The sequence below is a fragment of the Streptomyces sp. NPDC060027 genome, from assembly GCF_042737005.1.
Classification (GTDB): Bacteria; Actinomycetota; Actinomycetes; order Streptomycetales; family Streptomycetaceae; genus Streptomyces.
Genome location: NZ_JBHWVI010000069.1, coordinates 1 through 19,707 on the forward strand (window position 1 = coordinate 1; position 19,707 = coordinate 19,707).

The following is a 19,707-nucleotide window of genomic DNA, read 5'->3' on the forward strand; positions in this document are numbered from 1 at the left end:
TCCCGACCCCGACGCCTGTGCCGGCTTCGACGCCGACGCCTGTGCCGATCCCGACCCCGACGCCTGTGCCGGCTTCGACGCCGACGCCTGTGCCGGCTTCGACGCCGACACCCGTGCCGACCCCGACCAAGACCCCGACGTCCGAGCAGCCTTCGGCACCGACCCCGACCCCGATCCCGGCTTCGACGCCGACCCCGCTGCCCGAGCCGGCCTCGACGCCGACGGCCGAGCCGGCTTCAACGCCGACCCCGACCCCGACCCCGACTCCGGCCAAGACACCGACGCCCGAGCCGGCCCCGACGTCGACACCTGAGCCGGCTTCGCCCCCGACGACGACCCCCACACCCGAGCCGACCCCGAATCCGACCTGTACCTCGCTGGATCTCGGCGACTGGGTGGAGTACTGGATCGGCGGGAAGGTGTGCGTGGACCTCGACTGGTGGTCGCGCGACTGGTGGTCGGGCGCCTGGTGACACCCGGGTGGCGGCGGGTCGTTCAGGGCCCGCCGCCATCGCGCTCCCTCCAGCTCCGCAGCAGCTCCTTGCCCCGCCGGCGCGCGGCGACGTCGCAGACGACCGCCGACATCAGCGGCGCCGAACGCCGACGGGCGAGGAGCAGCCTTTGGTTGACGACGGGATCCGGGCGCCAGTGGTGCTTGTAGGGCTCGTCGCCGCGCAGCAGGCTCAGCGTCCCGCGGGCGCCCGTCTCGGTGTGCCGGGAGCAGGCGTCGAGCAGTATCACCGCCACGTCCGCCTTGCGCTCGCGCAGTTGCGGATGGGCACCGTACAGATAGCCGCCCGCCAGACGCCGTGACAGCAGGGTGAGGTCCACGGCCAGCACGGCGCCGTCGAGCCGGAACTCGGTGACCACCGCGTCCCCGGAGCGCACCATCGGGCCCACCGAGCGGACCAGATGCTCCGAGAACCGCTCATGGAGGTGTTCGGACGTCACTTTCCGTCCCTCCCACTGCAATCGGTGCAGTTCGAGCAGCCGGTGCAGCGCCGCGTCCACCTCGTCGTGGGCCACCACCCGCTGCTCGACCCCGAGCGCGGCGAGTTTGCGCAGCTTGGCCCGTACGCGCTGGGCCTTGGCCGAGGGGAGGCGGTCCACCAGCTCGCCCATCGAGGTGGCCGGCAGCTCCAGGCACAGGGAGTCCAGGACCCGGCGGCGCGGGCCGCGCCAGCGCTCGTAGATCCGCTCCACCGCGCCGCCGGGGCGGACCTCGCGGAAGTCGATCAGCGCGGTGCGGGCGGCGGCCGACAGGCCCTCCGCGAGCAACGCCGCCGCCCGGTCGGCGTGTTCGTCGTCGAGGAGCACGTCCGCGTAGTCGGAGATCGCCCCGCCGAGCGGCACGAGCGTGGGCAGGAGACGGCGGACCCGCATCAGGGGCGCGACCGCGAGCAGTTCATCCCCCTCGCGCACGACCACCAGACGCAGCCGCCCCGGCGTCCCGTACGACAGCCACCAGGAGTGCAGCCACGCGTGGCTCTGGAACGCGGTGGCGGCGGCGCACCGGCGGTACAGGCGCCCCCAGGCAGGCCCCAGCTCGGCGAACTCCCGCTCGTCGGTGACGATTTCGGTACGGGCCGTCCTCCGTACCCCGGCGTGGAGCGTCCCGCTCACAGCTGTCCGTGCACATCGGCCGCGGTGGCCGGGCCCGGCACGGAGGCCGGGCGTGCGGTCCCGGTGGACCGCCGGGGGCGGACGAGCAGCACCAGACCGCCGAGCAGGCCGCCCGCGCTCGCCCCGACCAGACCCGTGACCGTCGCGGGCGCCGAGGACGCCGAGGTCGGCTTCACCGCGCGGGAGAACGACAGGAGTTCGACGTGGGTGCTGTTCCGGCTGTCGTTGGCGTGCTGGGTCAGCGAGCGGGTGACGGCGTTGGCCATGTCGGCGGCGCGGTCGGGGCGCGAGGAGATGGCCGAGACGGCGACCATCGGAGCGTCCGGGGAGGTCGCCGTCCGCACGCTCGTCTGCAGCGTCTTCACCGGCACACCGGCCCACACCTGCGCGTCCCCGAGCACCGCGAGCTGCGTGGCGACCCGGCCGTAGGCCTGGGCGAAGCCGAGAGCGGCCGACGGGTCGCCCTTGTCGGTCGGTACGGCGATGACGTAGCTGGTGGCCGTGTAGGTCGGGGTCTTCACCACGCCGTACGCGCCGCCGAGCAGGCCGCCGAGCACGGCTCCGGCGGCGAGCACCGACCACGGCGGCACGGTTTTCACCCGGGCGAGGGCCGTTCCCGAGGCGCGGTGGCCCCTGGTGAGATTTTCGGACATGAGGAACTCACTCCAGTCAGGTGCGCGAGACAGCGGCCGCGTACACGTCCATGAGCTGTGCGGCGCTGCGGGTGATGCAGTAGTGGTGGGCGGCCTCCGCGGCCGAGCGGGGGGCCGGAGCCTGCGCTCGGACGCCGTTCAGGGCGCGTGCGAACGAGTCGGTGCCGCCCTGGATCCGGACGGCACCGCGGGCCGCCTCGGGCGGCAGGTCCTCGACGGCCGGGCAGGAGACGTACAGCACCGGAAGCCCGGCCGCCATCGCCTCCACGACGGCCAGCCCGAACGCCTCTTCGGGGCTGGGCGAGGCGAGGACGTCCATGGCTCCTATCAGCGACGGCAGATCGGCGCCGGGAGCGCCGCCGGTGGGGCGCTCGCCGGTGAACAGCACCCGGTCCGCGACACCGGCGTCGTGCGCGGCGCGCCGCAGCACGCTCTCCTCGATGCCGCCGCCGACCAGCAACAGCCAGCAGTCGACGGGCAGTTCGGCCAGCGCGCGGATCAGGACGTCGAACCGCTTGCCCGCCGCGAGCCGGCCGACGCCGCCGATCACGTACGCGCCCTCCGGCAGCCCGAGCCTGCGGCGGGTGCGTTCGCGCAGCGCCGGGTCGAAGCGGAAGCGGGCGAGGTCGACGCCGTTCGGCACGATCTCGATGCGCGGTCCGGGCACACCCCAGCGGCGCAGCCGTTCGGCGACCGTGGGCGAGACGGCGACGGTGGAGCGGCCGAGCCGTTCGCTGGCCAGATACAGGGCGCGCACGCCCGAGCTGAGTCGGCGGCCCTCCATCTGCGAGTCGCCGAGCGAGTGTTCGGTGGCCACGACGGCCTTCACCCCGGCCAGCCGGGCGGCGAGCCTGCCGTACACGCAGGCCCGGTAGAGGTGGGTGTGCACGAGGTCGTAGCGGCCCGCGCGGATCACCTTCACCAGGCGGGGGAGCGCGGCGAGGTCGCGGTTGCCGGTCATGCCGAGATGGATGACGCGCACACCGTCGTCGGTGAGCCCGTCGGCGACCGAGCCCGGGTTGGTGAGCGTCACGACGTCGCACTCCACCGGCAGGTGCCGGAGCAGCAGCCGCAGTTGCTGCTCGGCGCCGCCGACGCCGAGACCGGTGATGATGTGCAGCGCCTTCATCAGACCCCCTCGACCGGGCGCCGGCGCAGACGGTGCAGCTTGTGCTTCAGGAACAGGCGTACGGGGGTGTCGTTCTCGCCGATGTGCACGCGGGGGAGGGCGTACGGGCCGGTCAGCGGGCCGGGGTCGATCGCGCAGCCGTAGCTGTATCCGGCGTCGCGGACGGCGTCGACGACCCGGCTGTCGATGGTTCCGTACGGATAGCAGAAGCCGTCGACGTCGGCGCCGATCAGCTCCGAGAGCACCGCTCTGCTCTCCGCGACCTCGGTGTGCAGCACGGTGTCGTCGGCCTTGGTCAGATCGACATGGGTGAGTCCGTGCGAGCCGACCTCGATGCCCTCGGAGGCGGCGGCCAGCCGGATGCCCTGCTTGCTCAGCAGCGGCTTGCGGGGGCCCAGCGGATCCCAGGCGTTGTCGCCGCCGAGCCGTCCGGGCAGGACGAAGAGGGTGGCGCCGAAGCCGTGGCGGTGCAGGAGAGGCAGGGCGGTCTCGACGAAGTCGGCGTACCCGTCGTCGAAGGTCAGGCCCACCAGATCCTGCCCCTGGCCGCGCGCGCGGGCCGCGAGCAGCTCCGTCATACGGACCCCGCGCAGACCGCGCCGTCGCAGCCAGCCCAGCTGCCGGTCGAGGCGGTCCGGCGAGACCGTGATGCGGTACGGGTCGTCGGAACAGTCCCCGACGGAGTGGTACATCGCCACCCAGGGCGGCGCGTCGAGGGAGCTCGTGCCGGTACGCCTGCTGCTGTCAGCGGAAACGGGCATGCGAAACCCTTCGTGTGACGGAACGGAGTGCGGATGCGAATCCCTCGACCCGGAAGACCCAGGCCAGCAGGGCGAAGACGACGGTCACGACCGTGCCGCCGACGACGAGTCCGAGCAGCGGGGAGTCCACGCGGCTCGCGCACAGACCCCCGGCCGGCGCGGCGATCAGCGCGGCCCGCAGGGGTTTGCCGATCTCGGCCACCACCCGCCGGGTGCGGATCGGGACACTGCGCGGCCCCATGCCGTACAGCAGGAGCAGTGCGCTGATGGTGATGCCGGTCGCGTTGGCGACGGCGATCCCGCACACCCCCCAGGGACCGACGGCCAGGACGCCGATCCAGGAGGTCGCGATGATCCCGGCGGTCATCGCGAACAGCGGGTACCAGGTGGGCCGGCCCGAGGAGAAGTAGGAGCGCACGAGCGCGCCGACCAGGGTGTGGCCCAGCAGTCCGAGGGCGTACACGCGCATGACCGTCGCCGTGGCCGCCGTGTCCTCGGCGGTGAACGCGCCCCGCTGGAACAGGAGCTGGATGATCTGCGGAGCACACGCGACGACCGCGGCCGTGCCCAGGAGCACGGTGCAGGAGACGAGCGCCAGATCGCGCTCCACCCGGTCGCGGGCCCGCTCGGTGTCGCCCTCGGCGATGGCCTGCGCGACCACCGGGAAGGTGACCGTGCACAGCATCAGCGAGAGCACCATCGGCATCTGGGCCACTTTCTGGGCGTAGTTCAGATGCGAGATGGCTCCGGCGGGGAGCGAGGAGGCCAGGAAGCGTTCGATGAGGACCTGCGACTGGCGGCACAGCGCGAAGAGCAGGACCGTGCTGACGAGGGTCAGATCCATCGGGCGGGCCGGCTCGCCGTCCAGGCCGTCGCCCGTCGACCGCCCGCGCCGGAGCTGCCGCCACAGCGAGGGCCCCTGGGCCACCACCATGAGCGCGCCGCCGACCGCGACACCGAGGGCCGCCGAGCGCACGCCCCAGCGGCCGCCGAGGACGAACATCGCCGTGATGATGCCGGTGTTGTACGCCACGTAGATCGCCGCCGGCGCCACGAAGCGGCGGTGCGCCCGCAGGGCCGCGCTGCAGTATCCGGCGAGTCCGAAGGAGAACACGCAGGTCGCGGTCAGCCGTGTGCAGTCCACCGCGAGGCGGGGATCGGGCAGGCCGGGCGCGAGCGCCTCGACCAGGTACGGCGCCCCCGCGATCAGCAGCGCGCCGACGGCCGCGAAGGCGAGCGTCAACCGGGGCAGAGTGGCGGCGACCAGCGCGCGTACGGGATCACCGGCGGCTCCCCGCGCGCGCCGCGTCACGGCCACGCTGAACGCCGGGATCAGCACGAAGGCCAGCCCGTCCTCGATCAGCAGCGTCGCCGCGAACTCCGGCACCGTCCAGGCGACGAGGAACGCGTCCGTGTCCGACCCGGCCCCGAACAGACGCGCCAGCGCCTGATCCCGGCCGAGCCCCAGCAGGGCTCCGGCGATGGAGAGCGCGACGGTGACGAGAGCGGCCTTGGCGAGGAACCGATTGGAGGCCGCCTCGGGCCGGCCCGCTCCCTTCCGGGGGGCGTGGTGCCCGCCCGGGGGACCGGGAGGGTCGGCGGAGCCGGGGGGAGCGGTGCGGGCGGAGGGCAGAGGGAGGGAAGGGAGAGACGGATCGGCCCCGACCCCGGTCCCGCCGATCGCTGCCGCCGTGCCGGTGCCCGCCGTGGTTGCGGAGGGGTAGGCGGCTTCGTTCCCGGGGCCCGGCCCGCTGCCCGCGACCGGCCGTACGGAACCGCCCGCGTCCGTGTCCGTGACGGGCCGAGTGCTGATGCCCGCGTTCGTGTCCGTGTCGGGCCGAGTGTTGAGGCCCGTGTTCGTGTCGGGCCGAGTGTTGAGGCCCGTGTTCGTGTCGGGCCGAGTGTTCGGGCCCGTGTACGTGTCCGTGTCGGGCCGAGTGTTGAGGCCCGCGTTCGTGTCGGGCCGAGTGTTCGGGCCCGTGTACGTGTCCGTGTCGGGCCGAGTGTTCGGGCCCGTGTACGTGTCCGTGTCGGGCCGAGTGTTCGGGTCCGTGTCCTGTTCCGGGCCCGTGCCGGTGTCTGCGCCTGTCCCCGTGCCCGTGTCCGGGCCTTCCCCCGCCCTGGGAGGCGTCACCGTCATCGCGCCGCGGCCTCTTCCGGTACGGAGGAGGCCGGCGCCCTCGCGTCCACGTCGGCAGGCGGCGACGGATCCATCAGCGCCCACCAGCCGACGAGGCCGAAGACCACGGCCGTCAGGACCGTCGAGGGGCCGCCGATGTCCGCGTACACGAAGTCGACCAGCTGCCAGACGAGCAGCCCGCACGCCACGAGCGCGCAGTCCGTGCCGTGCGGGGTCCGGCCCGAGGGGAGGCGGGGACCCGCGGTGTCCGGTGGCGTGCGGCGCACGCGGACGAGCCCGCGCAGCGCGCAGACCAGGAGCGCGAGCCAGCTGCCCGCGAGGGCCAGCAGCCCGATCAGGCCCTGTTCGCCGAGGACGAGGAGGTACATGTTGTGGGGCGAGAGCAGCGGCTGCTTGTGGTAGGCGGCGCCCGCGCCCGCGATGTCGCTGCCCGAGGACAGGGCGAGCGAGGCGTGACCGTCCCGGTTGTCGGGGAATCCCTTCAACCCGACCCCCGTCAGAGGGTGTTCGCTCCACATGTCGATGGCCGCCGCCCACATCGTGTACCGGTCGACCACCGACTGGTCCGGTGCGTCGGCGACCTGCGTGATGCTGGTGATGCGCTCCTGGAGCATCGCGGTGCCGACGCCCAGCCCGCCCACGAGGATCACTCCGGCCGCGGCCACCACCGCGCCCACCTTCACCGCGCGCCGCAGTCCCGCCAGCACCAGTTGCGCGCCGCAGGCCACGGCCGTGGCGATCCACGCGCCCCGGCTGAACGACAGCGCGAGCGGCGGCAGCAGTGCCAGCGCGCACAGCACGGCGACCGCGCGCTGCCGCGCGGCACCCGTCCCCAGCGCCAGCGCCACCGCGCACACCAGCCCGAACGCGACCACCGACGCCATTCCCATCACGTCGGTCGGCCCGAAGGTGCCGACCGCACGGACGTCCTCGCCCTGGTACGAGGCACCGGTCCCGGTGACGTACTGGTGCACCCCGATCGCCCCCTGCCACAGCGCCAGCGCGACGAACGACCAGGTCAGCAGCCGGAAGTCACGCCGGTCGCGCACGAGCAGCAGGACCGCGGCCGGCACCAGCACGAAGATCTGCAGGTAGCGGGCCAGGCCGGTGATCCCGGCCGCGGGGTCCGCCGCACCGGCCGCCGCGACCGCGATGCCGACTACGGGGAGCCCGAGGACCAGCGCGGCGGTCGCGGACAGGGGGCGCCGACGGGCCCGTACGAGATGGATCGCGCAGCAGACCACCACGAGACCGGACATGGCGTCCGCGCTGTTCGCGCCGCCCTCGTCGGCCGGAGCGATCGGCAGCCCGAGCAGCGCGATCACCGCTACGACGGGCAGCACCGGCAGCGCGCGCCGCAGAGCGGCGGTCAGTGTGTCCAGGGGAGTGACGGGCAGGGCGTGGCTCATCGGCTCAGCTTCCCGTCGGCCGGACGAGCGCGGCGGCCGTGCGCAGCAGGATGCAGACGTCCTGCCACAGCGACCAGTTGTCGATGTACGCGTTGTCGAACCGGCAACGGTCCTCGATCGAGGTGTCGCCGCGCAGCCCATGCACCTGGGCGAGCCCGGTGATCCCGGTCTGCATCCGGTGACGGGCCGCGTAGCCGGGATAGGTCTGGCTGAACTTGGCCACGAAGTACGGCCGTTCGGGGCGCGGTCCGACCAGGCTCATGTCGCCCCAGAGGACGTTCAGGAGCTGGAGCAGCTCATCGAGCGAGGTGCGCCGGAGGAACTGGCAGAAGCGGCTCATCTCCTGTTCGTTGGCCACACTCCAGCGGGTCGCGGCCTCGTGCGCGTCGACCGGGCGGTGCGTGCGGAACTTCAGCAGGGTGAACGGCTGTCCGTCCTTGCCGATGCGCTCCTGCCGGAACACCACACCGGGTCCGTCGGTCAGCCGCAGGACCGCCGCGCACACCAGCAGCAGCGGACTGACGATCAGCAACAGCGTTCCGGAGACGGCGACATCGAGGAATCGCTTGCCGAGGCTGGTGCGCCGCCGGAGGATCGACAGCCGTCGGCAGGAGAACCCGGCCAGCGTGTGCCGGCCCTCCCGGTCGTACGAAGGTGAGTCCGCGTCGACCGCCCACAGCTCGCACCCCGCCTCGGCCAACGCCCGCAGCATCGGTCCGCGTTCACCGCGCGGCTCCACCACGAGCACGGTCCGCACACTGTTCTGGATGAGCGCCCGCTGCACCTCCTCGCCGGTGGTGAGGACCGGCAGTCCGTCGAAAACGGCCGGCTGGTCCGCGACGACACCGACCGGCCGTACCCCGCAGCTCGGATGACGCAGAAAGGCCGCGGCCACCCGCTGGGCCGTCCCCGCGTGACCGATCACGAGGGCGGCGCGGGGGCGCAGCACGAGGGCACGGCGACGCCGCCACTGCACCGTGCCGCGGCCCGCGCAGCTGATCGCCGACTGCGTGGCGCACCCCAGGACCAGCGTCCGGGCCGACAGCGTGCCGTCCGGGGCGAACGCGGCGATCACGGCGGCCAGCGCGCACCAGGCGATCGCGATCCGCGCGCAGACGGTGGGCAGTTCATCGAGGAGAGCGGGCACGGGTGCGGGCCGGTACAGCGACGCCCGCGCGTTCAGGGCGACCACGCCGATCAGCAGCGCGACGACGAGCACGGGGTGCCGCTGGATCTCCGCGAACGCCTGCCCGGTCGCGAGCGCCGCGACGGCGTCCACGGCGGCCGACGGCAGCCAGGAGGCGCGCCGGGTGGCTGTCCGCTGCCCGGCCGGGACTCTGAAACCGCCGCCGGCGTCGCGCGGAGGGATGACCGAGACGGGCGAGAATCCGTACTCCCGGGGCTGTCCGCCGGGGGAGGGAACGGTGCTTTCCGCAGTCACGAGTGGATGGACTCCCTGCACTCGGTGTGGTCCCCGCACATGACGCCCCCGGCGTGCCGCGCCGGTCGGCCGGCCAGCAGTTCCCGGTACACCCCCGCGACCGCGTCGGCCGTGAGGCGTACGTCGTGCGTGGTCAGTACGTGGCGGCGCCCCTGGTGGCCGAGTGATTCGCGCAGCAGCGGATCGGACAGCAGCGCGCCGATCGCGTCGGCCAGCGGCTCCGGCTCCCGCGAGGGCACCAGACAGCGGGCGTCGTGATCCCGCGGCAGGCTCTCGCGGGCGCCGTCCACGTCCGTCATCACGACCGGGCGCCCGCAGGCCATGGCCTCCAGCGGGGCCAGCGCCATGCCCTCCCAACGGGACGGCAGAACCACCAGATCGGCGGACTGGTACCAGGGCACGGCATCGGCGGTGGCCCCGGCGAACAGCACGTCACGCGGTGCCCCGGCGCGCAGCCGGGCGGCGTCCGGACCGTCCCCGACGAGCACGAGCCGGGCGCCGGGCACCCGCCGCAGCACCGAGGGCCACGCCTCCAGCAGTAGGTCCTGCCCCTTCTGCCGGCACAGCCGCCCCACGCACACCACCAGCGGAGCCGCCGGATCGACCCCGTCGAGCAGCGGAATCCCGGCTCGTACGGTGTCCACCGACGCGGGGTGGAAACGCTCCGGGTCGACGCCGTTGGGGATCACCCGCCAGGGGGCGCGAATTCCGGCGCGTACACCGGTCGCGCGCTCCGCCTCGCTCACACACACCAGCCGGGACGCCCAACGCGCCCCCCACCGCTCCCACCGCAGCGCGAGCGCGGCGGCGGCACCGTCGACGGCCTCGAACGACCAGGCGTGCGGCTGGAACACCGTCGGTACCCGTCCGCGCAGCGCCAGCCGGGCCGCCAGCCCCGCCTTGGCGCTGTGCGCGTGCACCACGTCGGGCCGCACCCGAGCCACGACCCGGCCGAGCCGCCGTACCTCCTGAGCCAGCTGCGGCCCCGGCGCCCGCGTCGCGTGCCAGGGCCGTACGTCCGCGCCGAGCGCCCGCACCTCGCGGGCGAAGCCGTTGCCGTCCGGGCAGGCGAGGGTCACCCGCGTTCCGGCGGCGAGTTGGGCCCTGATGAGGTCGGTGACCACCCGGGCGACACCGCCGTCGATCGGCTGCGTGACATGAAGGACCCGCGGCGGAGGGTCTGTTGACAGATGCATGCGCGGTTCCTTGCTTACGGGCGGCGCGCCGGGGCGCGCGTCACTGCTTCGCGTCGACGGCGGCGAACAGTGCTCCGACCCAGGCCGCGTCCCGCTGCGAAACGATCCGGAAGGCCAACTGGTCACCCCCGCGACGGATCCCCTTGCCAAATTCGAGGACGTCCGAGTCGTAACCGAGCGTGTTCGAGTACGCGGGCACCCGTTCGATCGCGGCGGGGCCGGACCCGCTGATGGTCGAATTCAGCACGTCGTCCCGGGGGTTGGCGGAGTCGCCCAGTACGGTCGGCGCGCCGGAGCCCGTCGAGACGGCCAGCGAGTCGCCCTTGCTTCCGCGGTCACCGTTGTACGCGACCAGGCCCACCCGGCCCTTGACGTTCTCAGGGAGGGCCATCGGGCCGAGCGGGACGACCTGCGCCTCACGCGGGCCGAGCGCCGCGAAGCCGTCCCAGATCGCCAGATGCCTGAGCGGCTCGGCCTTCTTCTCGTACGCCACCATCAGCGTCCAGCCGCCCCACGCCCCGGCGGCCGACCGGCCCTTCGCCACATTGACCTGGGCCACCGTGTAGAGCCCCGAACCGTTCGCCCGCACCAGCTTGGTGACGTCCGCCGAAGCCTGGAACGCGTCGGCCCCGTGCGCCACCCGGTGCCCGACCACCCTGTCCGCGAGCAGATCCTTGTACGCGCCGCCGGGCTCGGCGATCAGCACCCGTCCGTTGTCCTTCGGCGGCTTCTGCTCGCCGACGCGGAGGTTGCCGCCCCAGTACAGCCGCGCGTACGTGACGCGCGCGCCCTTGGGCAGACGGACCTCCGCGCGGCTGGAGTTGTAGGTGTTCGGGTCCTTGTCGACGTCGATGTAGAGCATGTCGAAGTCGCCGTTCGCGGCGGACCCGCCCGCGCGCGCACCGGGGCAGGTGGGTGCCGTGACGCGGGCGATCCCGGCCGTTCTCACGGGGCCGTGGGGCCGGGTGGACGTCGAGGAACTCCGGCAGCTGATCGAGGAGTTCGCGGCTCGCACGATTCCGCCGTGCTGGAGGGCGCGGTAGCGCCGCGTGAACGCCAGCTTCGCCGCCTCCGCGGCGGGTGCCTTCGTGGCGGGCGGCGCCGTAGCGGGCGCCGCCGCGGTCGCGGGGCCGCCAGGCGCCCAGAAGATGGCGAGGGCGGAGCAGCCCACGATCGCACGGCGCAGCAGCAGGCCCGGGGAAATACGCATGACCGGCGGTGCCCTTTCGGGGAAAAGGTTCTGGACCAGCGGACGGACGGAGGTCTGCGGTTCGGATGGGTGTGCGCCGGCTCCCCGTCCGCTTCCGACGCCGGTCGGCGCCTGCTTCAAGGCGCCTTGGAGGTGCCCGACTCTAGCGGCTGTCCGTATTTATGCGTGAAAGTTGTGATGTGTGTCGGAATCGTGAAGCGCGACCACGTGCGAGATCACCCCTTTGGAGGCACAACCCGCGTGAGCGCCACGCGTTGAATCCAGAGCCGGGCATCCCGCCCGGATGTTTGGTCGACTTCCAAGGAGCACTTCTCCATGTCGCGTATCGCGAAGGGCCTGGCCCTGACCTCCGTTGCCGCCGCCGCTGTGGCCGGCACCGCCGGCATCGCCGCCGCCGACAGCGACGCGCACGGCGCGGCCGCCCACTCCCCGGGCGTCCTGTCGGGCAACGTCCTGCAGGTTCCCGTTCACGTTCCGGTCAACGTCTGCGGCAACACCGTGAACGTCATCGGTCTGCTGAACCCCGCGTTCGGCAACACCTGCGTCAACGACTGACGTCAGCGCGGACCCTTCTGCCGGCCGTCCTCCCGAGAGGGAGGGCGGCCGGTTCGCATGTCCCCGAATGAGGGGGGCGGACATGAGCGGTGTCCTGACGTCGGCCAGGTCGTGCCCGCGGCCACCGCCGTGGTGACGGGTCTCGCCGCCTTCGTCGTCGCCGCGCTCCTCGGCGGCGGCCGTTCGCGTGCGGGGGCTTGTCTGGGGATGCGACACACCGTTCATTCGGGTGGGGTGCAGGAAATTTCTGCACGCGGAGTTTCCGTCGCGTTCGGGGCTCGTTAGGCAGCGCAAAGAGAAATTCCCTCGGGTGACATGAGTCGCCGAAGAAAGGAACACGATGAAGTCTCTCAAGGCCGCCGCTGTAGTCGCAGGGTCCCTGGTCGTCGCCGGAGCCGCCGCGCCCGCGTTCGCCGCCGGAGCCTCCGACCTCACGCCCTCCAGCCTCAACGGCGCCCTGGAGACCCTCACCAGCCAGCGTTCGCTCAGCGCGCAGGACGTGATGCCCCTGCAGCACCAGTCGAACGCGCTCGACACCGAGAACAAGAGCTCCCTGCTCGGCGCCGTGAGCGGCGCGACGAAGACGCTCAACTCGTCCGGCGGCCCCGCGCAGCTTCTCGGCGGGCTTCCCCTTCAGGGCTAGTCGTTATTCTTTCGGCGCGTGTCTTTCCGCGTCGCTTGCGGGCATTTCCTTAGGCTCTGGATAAACCTCCGATGAAAGGGCTGACAATGAACACTGCCAAAAAGGCCGCGCTGATTTTCGCCACCGCCGGAATGGCCGCGGGTGCCGCCGCGGGCAGCGCCGTCGCGGACTCCGGTGCCGAGGGCGCCGCGGTCAATTCCCCCGGCGTCGCCTCCGGGAACGTCATTCAGATCCCCGTGCACGTTCCGGTCAATCTCTGCGGGAACACGGTCTCGATCATCGGTGCGCTCAACCCGGCATTCGGCAACGCCTGCTTCAACGACTGACGTCGTACGCCGATGTGGCGAAAGGGTCGATTCCGCACCCGCGGAATCGGCCCTTCGCGCTGTTCGAGCCGCGTCCCTCGTTCGTGTGGTCACCCGTCTGGTCATCGCCCGGGCGGGTGAGATTGGGGCCGGACCCGAACGGGTGCGTCGATAAGGTTCCGCGGTGACCTCAACCTCAAGCGGAATGCGCCCTCTTCGGAGTGCCGACCTCGGCACGCTCGCCGTCATGGCTTTCAGCGGTGAAGCCCCCGACGGGGACATGCCCTATCTCCTCGCCTACTCCCTGGGCGACGGCGAAGGCGGCCCGGAAGGAACAGCGGCCGCCATCCGGCAACTGCTGATCGACAACGGACTGCCCGTGGGCGACACGCTCATCGACGCCTCCCGGCAGCCGAGCCTGCCGCTCACCCTGCTCGTCGAGGCCGGCCAGGCCGTCGTCACGATGCCGCACCTCAACGCCCAGTGCATCGCCCCGCCGGAGTGGCTCGCCGCGGTGGGTGAACGCGGCTACGCCTACTTCCTGTTCGCCACCCGCGCCTGGCCCGTGGCCGAGCCCGGCAAGCCCGTCGCGCCGGAGGCCCTGACCGCCTTCGCGGGCGACGAGGAGACCCTGCTCAGCGCGTCGCACGTGCTGCTGCCCGCGCGCAGCCTGCGCGGCTGATGACGGCCGCCGCGGGACGGGGGGCGGGCGGCGGCAGCGGTGCGCACGGGCGCACCGCCGGCGGCAGCCGCGCCCTCGCCCTGCTGCTGGTGATCACGGGGGCGGCCGGCCTGCTGGCCGCGTGGGTCATCACGATCGACAAGTTCAAGCTGCTGGAGAACCCGAACTTCGTCCCGGGCTGCAGCCTGAATCCGGTGGTCTCCTGCGGCAACATCATGAAGAGCGACCAGGCCTCGGCCTTCGGGTTCCCCAACCCGATGCTGGGCCTGGTGGCGTACGGCGTCGTGATCTGCGTCGGTGTGAGCCTGCTGACCGGTGCGGGATTCCCGCGCTGGTACTGGCTGACCTTCAACGCGGGCACGCTCTTCGGCGTCGGATTCTGCACCTGGCTCCAGTTCCAGTCGTTCTACCGGATCAACTCCCTTTGCCTGTGGTGCTGTCTGGCCTGGGTCGCCACCATCATCATGTTCTGGTACGTCACATCGTTCAATGTGCGGAATGATTTTCTGCCTGCGCCGGAATGGTTGAAGGGATTCCTCGAGGAATTCACCTGGGTTCTTCCGGTGCTGCACATCGGTGTCATCGGCATGCTGATCCTCACCCGCTGGTGGGATTTCTGGACTAGCTGATTCTCCCTATCGGACGACTAATGAGTCCGTCGGGGGAATCTTGAGCTGATGACGTTCCCGGAATCGTTACGCGGTACGGACGCTGAGCCCCCGAATCCTGAAAGGGACCGTACCTGAGATGAAGCCGACCACACGAGGAACTCTCGCCGCCGTCATGACCGGTGTGGCGGCGGTGGTGGGTGCCGCCGCCGCGACCCCCGCCGTCGCGGCCGAAACGGTCCCCATCCCCGTGCCGCTGAACGGTGTCGAGCAGGCCCTCGGCCTGAAAGCGCCCAGGATCGCGGGTGAACTGCCGGTTCCTCTCCCGGGCGGGCTCGAGGGGCCCCGGTACGTCGAGGGCCGGATGATCCCCGACCGGGCGGTTCCGCAAGTGCCGCTCAGCGGGGGGCTGCCCGGGGCGGACGTCCGCGCGCCCCTCCCGCACGTCCTCGGTGACGGCTTCGACCACCTCGGTCTTGCCGCACCCGCGGCCGACCTGCGGACGCTGACCCCCGGACTGTCCCTGGACTCCCCGCTCGGCGCGCCGAACCCCGACCACCTCGGCCTTCCCGGCCTGAAGCGGCCTCAGGCCGCCGTGCTCGCACCGCTGCTGAAGACCGTGCCGGGGGCGAACCTGGAGATGGGCTCGGGGGCCTAGCCCTTGCGGGGGAGCAGGCCCGGGTGTCCGGACCGGGCCTGCCGACCGAACCATCGGGGGCCGCCGTCGTTGAACCCTGCTGAAGCCGACCGAATCCGCCTGAATCCGTCGAGGAGAGAAGCATGTTCGTCAGCTGGGTGTCGAGCAGAGTACCGAGGCGCGAGCCAGGTGCCCGGGGACGCGGCCGCGGGGCGGCGCGTGTGGCGGGTGGAGCGGCGGTGACCCGGCGCGGTGCGATGCGTGGACTGCTCGTGTCGGCCGTCGGCGTGGCACTGGCCCCGGTCGTCGCGGCCTCGCGGCCGCCGCACCCGCTCCGGTCCGAGGACCTCTCCTTCGACGAGGTGTACCGCGGTCGGCACATCCTCGGCACGAAGAGCGGTTCGGACGGCACGGCCGCCGCGGTCTCCGGCGGCGAGTGGCAGGTCACGGTGGACGGCCGGCCGCTGCATCTGATGCGCCGCGCGGACGGCGGCTACCTCAGCATGGTGGACCACTACGAGTCGTATCCGACACCGCTGGCGGCGGCGCGGGCCGCCGTCGACGAGCTGGGCCCCGCCGAGCGCCTCCGGGCCATGGAGGACGAGGAGGCCGGCGCGGACGCGGGCGGCGCGCGGGGAAGCGACGCGGAGGAACCAGGCCTCGGCGGACGGGGCGTCGGCGGAAGCGGCGCGCGGGACAGCGGCACGGAGGGGAGCGGCCACCACCATGGTGTACACGCGTAAGGACGTCAGCACACTGACGAGCGCGGAGCGGCGCCGCTTCGTCACCGCGATGCTGGAGATCAAACGCCGCGGAGAGTACGACGAGTTCGTCCGGATGCACATCGAGTACTACGTCTCGGACGGAGACGGCGGACTGCGCTCGGCTCACATGGCGCCCTCCTTCCTGCCCTGGCACCGGCGTTTCCTGCTGGACCTGGAGCGGTCACTGCGCCGCGTGGACTCAGGGGTGAGCGTCCCCTACTGGGACTGGACGCGGGACCGTACGACGAAGTCCGCGCCGTGGACCAAGGATCTGCTCGGCGGCGACGGGCGGCGCTCGGACCGGCAGGTCATGACCGGACCCTTCGCCTACGCGCAGGGCAACTGGACGATCAAGGAAGGGGTGACCGACGGCGAGTTCCTCACGCGCGAGTTCGGCCGCCCGCAGCGGCCGCTCCAACTGCCCACGCAGCGCGACCTGAACATCGCCCTGGAGGACCCCGTCTACGACACGGCCCCCTGGAACTCGACATCCACGCGGGGCTTCCGGAACCGGCTGGAGGGGTGGGGGCGCGGGTCGGGCAACTCCGCCTGGGGCAACCACAACCGCGTCCACCGCTGGGTCGGCGGCCACATGCTGGGCGGAGCCTCCGTCAACGATCCCGTCTTCTGGCTGCACCACGCCTTCGTCGACCTCCAGTGGTCCCGCTGGCAGAAGCGGCACCCGGGCGCCCGCTATCTGCCCGAGCGGCCCCCGGGTCTCGGCAACTCCCAGCGCGGCCGCATCGTCGCCCGGCACGAGAAGATGCCCCCCTGGGGCGTGACGCCGGACTCGATGGAGGACCACAGCCGCGTCTACCGCTACGCGTAGCGGGCACGACGAGGCCCCCGGCAGCGACTTTCCGCCGGGGGCCTTTCGCGTACCTGGGCTCAGCTGCCGTAGCCGCTGCGCTCCTTGCCGTAGCCGCTGCGCTCCTTGCCGTAGCCTCCGTGCTCCTTGCCGTAGCCTCCGTGCTCCTTGTGGTGGCCACCGTCGTTCACGCAGGTGTTGCCGAACGCCGGGTTCAGCAGACCGACGATGTCGATCGTGTTGCCGCACACGTTGACCGGCACGTTGATCGGGGCCTGAATGACGTTGCCCGAAAGAACACCGGGCGAGCCGACGGCCTCGCCCTGGGCGCCGGCGTCAGCCATGGCCAGACCGGCCCCGCTGAGCGCCACGGCACCCGTGCCCACGACGACTGCGGCGGCCTTCGCGATGCGAGACATCACGTTCTCCTTTGACTCGATGAGTGCGGTGGCTCGGACGCTGCCGCACTCCCCCTTCAACGCGTCCACCCACGGCTGGTCACGGGCGTTCACCGGGGGATCACCCTTCGATCGGGGCGGGCCGACGGTCGTACCCGCGCTCGGGCCCGGTCAGCCGAGGCGGCGCAGTGGTGTGCCCGCCAGGTACGCCTGGATGTTCTCGACCGCCGCTCCGTAGTACGTCTCGTAGTTGGAACGCGACACATAGCCGAGGTGCGGGGTGGCCAGCAGTCGGGGGGCCGAGCGCATCGGGTGGTCGGCGGGCAGGGGTTCGACGTCGAACACGTCGAGGCCCGCTCCGGCGATCCGCCCCGCGTGCAGCGCGGCCAGCAGCGCGTCCTGGTCGAGGATCGCCGAGCGCGAGGTGTTCACGAGAAAGGCGGTCGGCTTGAGGAGGGCCAGTTCGGCGGCGCCGATCAGGCTCCGGGTGCGGTCGCCGAGCGCGAGGTGGACGGAGACGAAGTCGCTGCCCGCCAGCAGCTCTTCCATGGAGGGGGCGAGTTCCACCCCCACCTCGTCGGCCCGCTCCGTGCTGAGATTCCGGCTCCACGCGCTGACCTGCATGCCGAAGGCGAGGCCCACCCGCGCCACCTGCCCGCCGATCCTGCCCAGACCGAGCAGGCCGAGCCGACGGCCGTGCAGATCGGCGCCGACCGTGCTCTGCCAGGGGCCGCCCGCCCGCAACCCGTCGTGTTCCGCGACGATCCCCCGCGCCAGACCGAGCAGCAGCGCCCAGGTCAGCTCCACCGGGGGCGTCGAGGAACTCGGGGTGCCGCACACGGTCACCCCGTGCGCCTCGGCGGCCGCGTAGTCGATCACCGTGTTGCGCATACCGGAGGCGATCAACAGCTTCAGCCTGGGCAACCGCGCCAGCAGAGAGGCCGGGAAGGGCACGCGTTCGCGCAGGGTGACGACGATGTCGAAGTCCGCCAGCGCGGCGGCCAGCGTCTCCTCGTCGGCGAAGTGCCGGTCGAACGCGGTGACTTCCACGGTGTCCGCGACGGGCGACCAGTCGGCGATCTCGGTCGCGACGCCCTGATAGTCGTCCAGCACGGCACAACGAAGTCGCATGTCAGATCCCTCCGAGGCTCAGCCGGACCCTACCCGAGCGGTGGCCCGGGGAGCCGGGCGGTCCGTGACCGACGCCTCGGGGGGAAGCCGCGACGGTCACTCGCTCCCCATGGCAGTATCTGGGCTTCATGAGGGCGTCCCTGGCGGTACGGAGCTTGCGCGCGGCGGTGTTCGCCGCGCTGTGCGTGCTGCTGGCCGCAGGGGGGCATGTGCTCGCCACCGGACAGGCCCCGCCGGGCTGGGCGGACGGTGCGGGACTCCTCGCCGTCTTCGCCGCCGGCTGTCCGCTGGGCGGCCGGGAACGGTCCCTCTTCGGGATAGGCGGCGCCATGCTGGCCGCGCAGGCCGGACTCCACCTCGGGTTCGAGGCCGCCCGGCCGCGCATGGCGATGACCATGCACGGGGCGTACATGACGCATCCGCACACCCACGCCCTGACGCCCCATGCCACGGCCGCGCACGTCGCCGCCGCCCTGCTGGCGACCTGGTGGCTGCGGCGCGGCGAGGCCGCCCTGTGGTCCCTGCTGCGCCGGGCGGTCGCGTTGGTGCCGGGGCTCGCCGCTTGGTGGAGGGTGCGGAGGGGGCTGTCTCCCCTCCGGCCGCGCGAGGACGCCGCGGACCGGACGCCGGCCGAACCGTGGTCGCTCCGGCAGGCACTGCTGCGGCACGCCGTCTCCCGTCGGGGACCGCCGGCAGGGCTCGCGTACACGCCCTGACCACGTTCCCCTTCCGTACGGAGTTACCCAGATGTCCCCGATGAGCACCACCCTGCGCCGGACCGGCACGCTCGCCGCTCTCACCACCGCGGGCGTACTCGCCGCCGCCGGCGCGGCCTTCGCGCATGTGACGGTCCACCCCGGGAGCTATGTCAAGGGAGCCACGGACGGTGTCCTGAGCTTCCGTGTCCCCAACGAGGAGGACACCGCCAGCACCACCAAGGTGCAGGTCTTCCTGCCCACCGATCACCCGGTCCTGGGCGTCCTGGTCACCCCGCAGGCGGGCTGGACCGCGAAGGTGACGACCATCAAGCTGAAGAAGCCGATCAAGACGGACGACGGCACGATCACCGACGCCGTCTCCGAGATCACCTGGACCGGCGGCAGGATTCGCCACGGCGAGTTCCAGGACTTCGACGTCGCCTTCGGCCAACTGCCGGACGACACCGACCAGCTGAGCTTCAAGACGCTCCAGACCTACTCGGACGGCAATGTCGCCCGCTGGATCGAGGAGGCGAAGAAGGGCGGCGAGGAGCCGGAGAACCCCGCTCCGGTACTGACCCTCACCGCCAAGGGCGCGGCCGAGGAGAGCTCGGACGGGGCCGCCGGATCCGACGCGTCCTCGTCCTCCTCGGCCTCGTCCTCGTCGGAGGGCTCGGAGGGCGAGGAGTCGACCGCGAGCGACAAGAGCAGTGACTCCACCGCGCGTGCTCTGGGCACGGCGGGCCTCGTCGTCGGCGTCCTCGGCCTGATCGCGGCCGGATTCGCCGTCGTGCGCGGCCGGAGCGCCCGCTCCTAGCACCTGTCCGGTGCGTGGCCGCCGCCCCGCCGGTGTCGACTCCCGTCGGCCGGGCGGCGGCCCCCACGGCCACGCTCCGGCACCTCATGGATCACCACA

At 72.4% G+C, this 19,707-nt stretch carries 21 protein-coding genes and 1 pseudogene; 11 read left to right on the plus strand and 11 right to left on the minus strand.

What is annotated here, in order from left to right; genetic code table 11:
- Window positions 1-313: pseudogene (locus tag ACFWBT_RS19005) on the plus strand (hypothetical protein); the annotation flags it as partial.
- 182 nt (window positions 314-495) lie between these two features.
- Here the strand turns inward: ACFWBT_RS19005 and ACFWBT_RS19010 are convergent.
- The 9 genes from ACFWBT_RS19010 to ACFWBT_RS19050 form a co-directional block, all read right to left on the minus strand.
- Complete coding sequence (locus ACFWBT_RS19010; RefSeq protein WP_385701652.1) at window positions 496-1,623, minus strand: GNAT family N-acetyltransferase; 1,128 nt, start codon at window positions 1,621-1,623, stop codon at window positions 496-498.
- Window positions 1,620-2,276, minus strand: a complete 657-nt coding sequence (locus tag ACFWBT_RS19015) for a lipopolysaccharide biosynthesis protein (protein WP_385701655.1) — start codon at window positions 2,274-2,276, stop codon at window positions 1,620-1,622. Before ACFWBT_RS19015 ends, ACFWBT_RS19010 begins: the two co-directional genes overlap by 4 nt.
- 16 nt (window positions 2,277-2,292) lie before the next feature.
- The gene (locus ACFWBT_RS19020; RefSeq protein WP_385701657.1) at window positions 2,293-3,405 is read right to left on the minus strand and encodes a glycosyltransferase; all 1,113 of its coding nucleotides are present in this window, start codon (window positions 3,403-3,405) and stop codon (window positions 2,293-2,295) included.
- Window positions 3,405-4,097 carry a polysaccharide deacetylase family protein gene (locus ACFWBT_RS19025; protein WP_385701722.1) on the minus strand — a complete coding sequence of 231 codons (693 nt, stop codon included), beginning with the start codon at window positions 4,095-4,097 and terminating at the stop codon, window positions 3,405-3,407. Before ACFWBT_RS19025 ends, ACFWBT_RS19020 begins: the two co-directional genes overlap by 1 nt.
- 52 nt (window positions 4,098-4,149) lie before the next feature.
- The gene (murJ, locus tag ACFWBT_RS19030) at window positions 4,150-5,847 is read right to left on the minus strand and encodes a murein biosynthesis integral membrane protein MurJ (protein WP_385701723.1); all 1,698 of its coding nucleotides are present in this window, start codon (window positions 5,845-5,847) and stop codon (window positions 4,150-4,152) included.
- Window positions 5,848-6,302: 455 nt separating this feature from the next.
- Entirely contained in the window at window positions 6,303-7,715 is a 1,413-nt protein-coding gene (locus ACFWBT_RS19035) for an O-antigen ligase family protein (RefSeq protein ID WP_385701659.1), read from the minus strand.
- A gap of 4 nt (window positions 7,716-7,719) precedes the next feature.
- The gene (locus tag ACFWBT_RS19040; RefSeq protein WP_385701661.1) at window positions 7,720-9,156 is read right to left on the minus strand and encodes an exopolysaccharide biosynthesis polyprenyl glycosylphosphotransferase; all 1,437 of its coding nucleotides are present in this window, start codon (window positions 9,154-9,156) and stop codon (window positions 7,720-7,722) included.
- Complete coding sequence (locus tag ACFWBT_RS19045; RefSeq protein ID WP_385701663.1) at window positions 9,153-10,352, minus strand: glycosyltransferase; 1,200 nt, start codon at window positions 10,350-10,352, stop codon at window positions 9,153-9,155. The genes ACFWBT_RS19040 and ACFWBT_RS19045 overlap by 4 nt, the downstream gene beginning before the upstream one ends.
- A gap of 40 nt (window positions 10,353-10,392) precedes the next feature.
- Window positions 10,393-11,562 carry a DUF3344 domain-containing protein gene (locus tag ACFWBT_RS19050; RefSeq protein ID WP_385701666.1) on the minus strand — a complete coding sequence of 390 codons (1,170 nt, stop codon included), beginning with the start codon at window positions 11,560-11,562 and terminating at the stop codon, window positions 10,393-10,395.
- 315 nt (window positions 11,563-11,877) lie between these two features.
- Between ACFWBT_RS19050 and chpG the strand changes: the two genes are divergently transcribed.
- The 8 genes from chpG to ACFWBT_RS19090 all read left to right on the plus strand — a co-directional run bounded on the left by chpG (window position 11,878) and on the right by ACFWBT_RS19090 (window position 16,585).
- Window positions 11,878-12,117 (plus strand): chaplin ChpG, encoded by a 240-nt coding sequence (gene chpG, locus ACFWBT_RS19055; protein ID WP_356469027.1) that lies wholly within the window; start codon window positions 11,878-11,880, stop codon window positions 12,115-12,117.
- 340 nt (window positions 12,118-12,457) lie between these two features.
- Window positions 12,458-12,760, plus strand: coding sequence for a hypothetical protein (locus ACFWBT_RS19060; RefSeq protein ID WP_385701667.1), 303 nt, complete (start codon window positions 12,458-12,460; stop codon window positions 12,758-12,760).
- Between the two features lie 86 nt (window positions 12,761-12,846).
- Window positions 12,847-13,086, plus strand: coding sequence for a chaplin (locus tag ACFWBT_RS19065; protein ID WP_385701669.1), 240 nt, complete (start codon window positions 12,847-12,849; stop codon window positions 13,084-13,086).
- Between the two features lie 163 nt (window positions 13,087-13,249).
- Window positions 13,250-13,747, plus strand: coding sequence for a DUF5949 family protein (locus ACFWBT_RS19070; RefSeq protein WP_385701672.1), 498 nt, complete (start codon window positions 13,250-13,252; stop codon window positions 13,745-13,747).
- Window positions 13,747-14,376, plus strand: a complete 630-nt coding sequence (locus tag ACFWBT_RS19075) for a vitamin K epoxide reductase family protein (protein WP_385701674.1) — start codon at window positions 13,747-13,749, stop codon at window positions 14,374-14,376. The genes ACFWBT_RS19070 and ACFWBT_RS19075 overlap by 1 nt, the downstream gene beginning before the upstream one ends.
- 118 nt (window positions 14,377-14,494) lie before the next feature.
- Window positions 14,495-15,013 (plus strand): hypothetical protein, encoded by a 519-nt coding sequence (locus tag ACFWBT_RS19080; protein WP_385701676.1) that lies wholly within the window; start codon window positions 14,495-14,497, stop codon window positions 15,011-15,013.
- Window positions 15,014-15,231: 218 nt separating this feature from the next.
- A complete protein-coding gene (locus tag ACFWBT_RS19085) occupies window positions 15,232-15,735 on the plus strand; it encodes a tyrosinase cofactor (protein ID WP_385701677.1) in 504 nt (167 codons plus the stop codon).
- Window positions 15,719-16,585 (plus strand): tyrosinase family protein, encoded by an 867-nt coding sequence (locus ACFWBT_RS19090; protein ID WP_385701680.1) that lies wholly within the window; start codon window positions 15,719-15,721, stop codon window positions 16,583-16,585. Before ACFWBT_RS19085 ends, ACFWBT_RS19090 begins: the two co-directional genes overlap by 17 nt.
- 59 nt (window positions 16,586-16,644) lie before the next feature.
- Here ACFWBT_RS19090 and ACFWBT_RS19095 read toward each other — a convergent pair whose 3' ends face one another.
- Window positions 16,645-16,983, minus strand: coding sequence for a chaplin (locus tag ACFWBT_RS19095; protein ID WP_385701683.1), 339 nt, complete (start codon window positions 16,981-16,983; stop codon window positions 16,645-16,647).
- 150 nt (window positions 16,984-17,133) lie between these two features.
- Window positions 17,134-18,093: a D-2-hydroxyacid dehydrogenase family protein gene (locus tag ACFWBT_RS19100; RefSeq protein ID WP_385701684.1), complete on the minus strand. Its 960-nt coding sequence runs from the start codon at window positions 18,091-18,093 to the stop codon at window positions 17,134-17,136.
- Between the two features lie 128 nt (window positions 18,094-18,221).
- Here ACFWBT_RS19100 and ACFWBT_RS19105 point away from each other — a divergent pair, with 128 nt between their 5' ends.
- A complete protein-coding gene (locus ACFWBT_RS19105; RefSeq protein ID WP_385701686.1) occupies window positions 18,222-18,809 on the plus strand; it encodes a hypothetical protein in 588 nt (195 codons plus the stop codon).
- Between the two features lie 31 nt (window positions 18,810-18,840).
- On the plus strand, window positions 18,841-19,608 hold the full coding sequence (locus ACFWBT_RS19110) for a YcnI family protein (RefSeq protein ID WP_385701689.1): 768 nt from the start codon (window positions 18,841-18,843) through the stop codon (window positions 19,606-19,608).
- The last annotated feature ends 99 nt before the right edge of the window (window positions 19,609-19,707 follow it).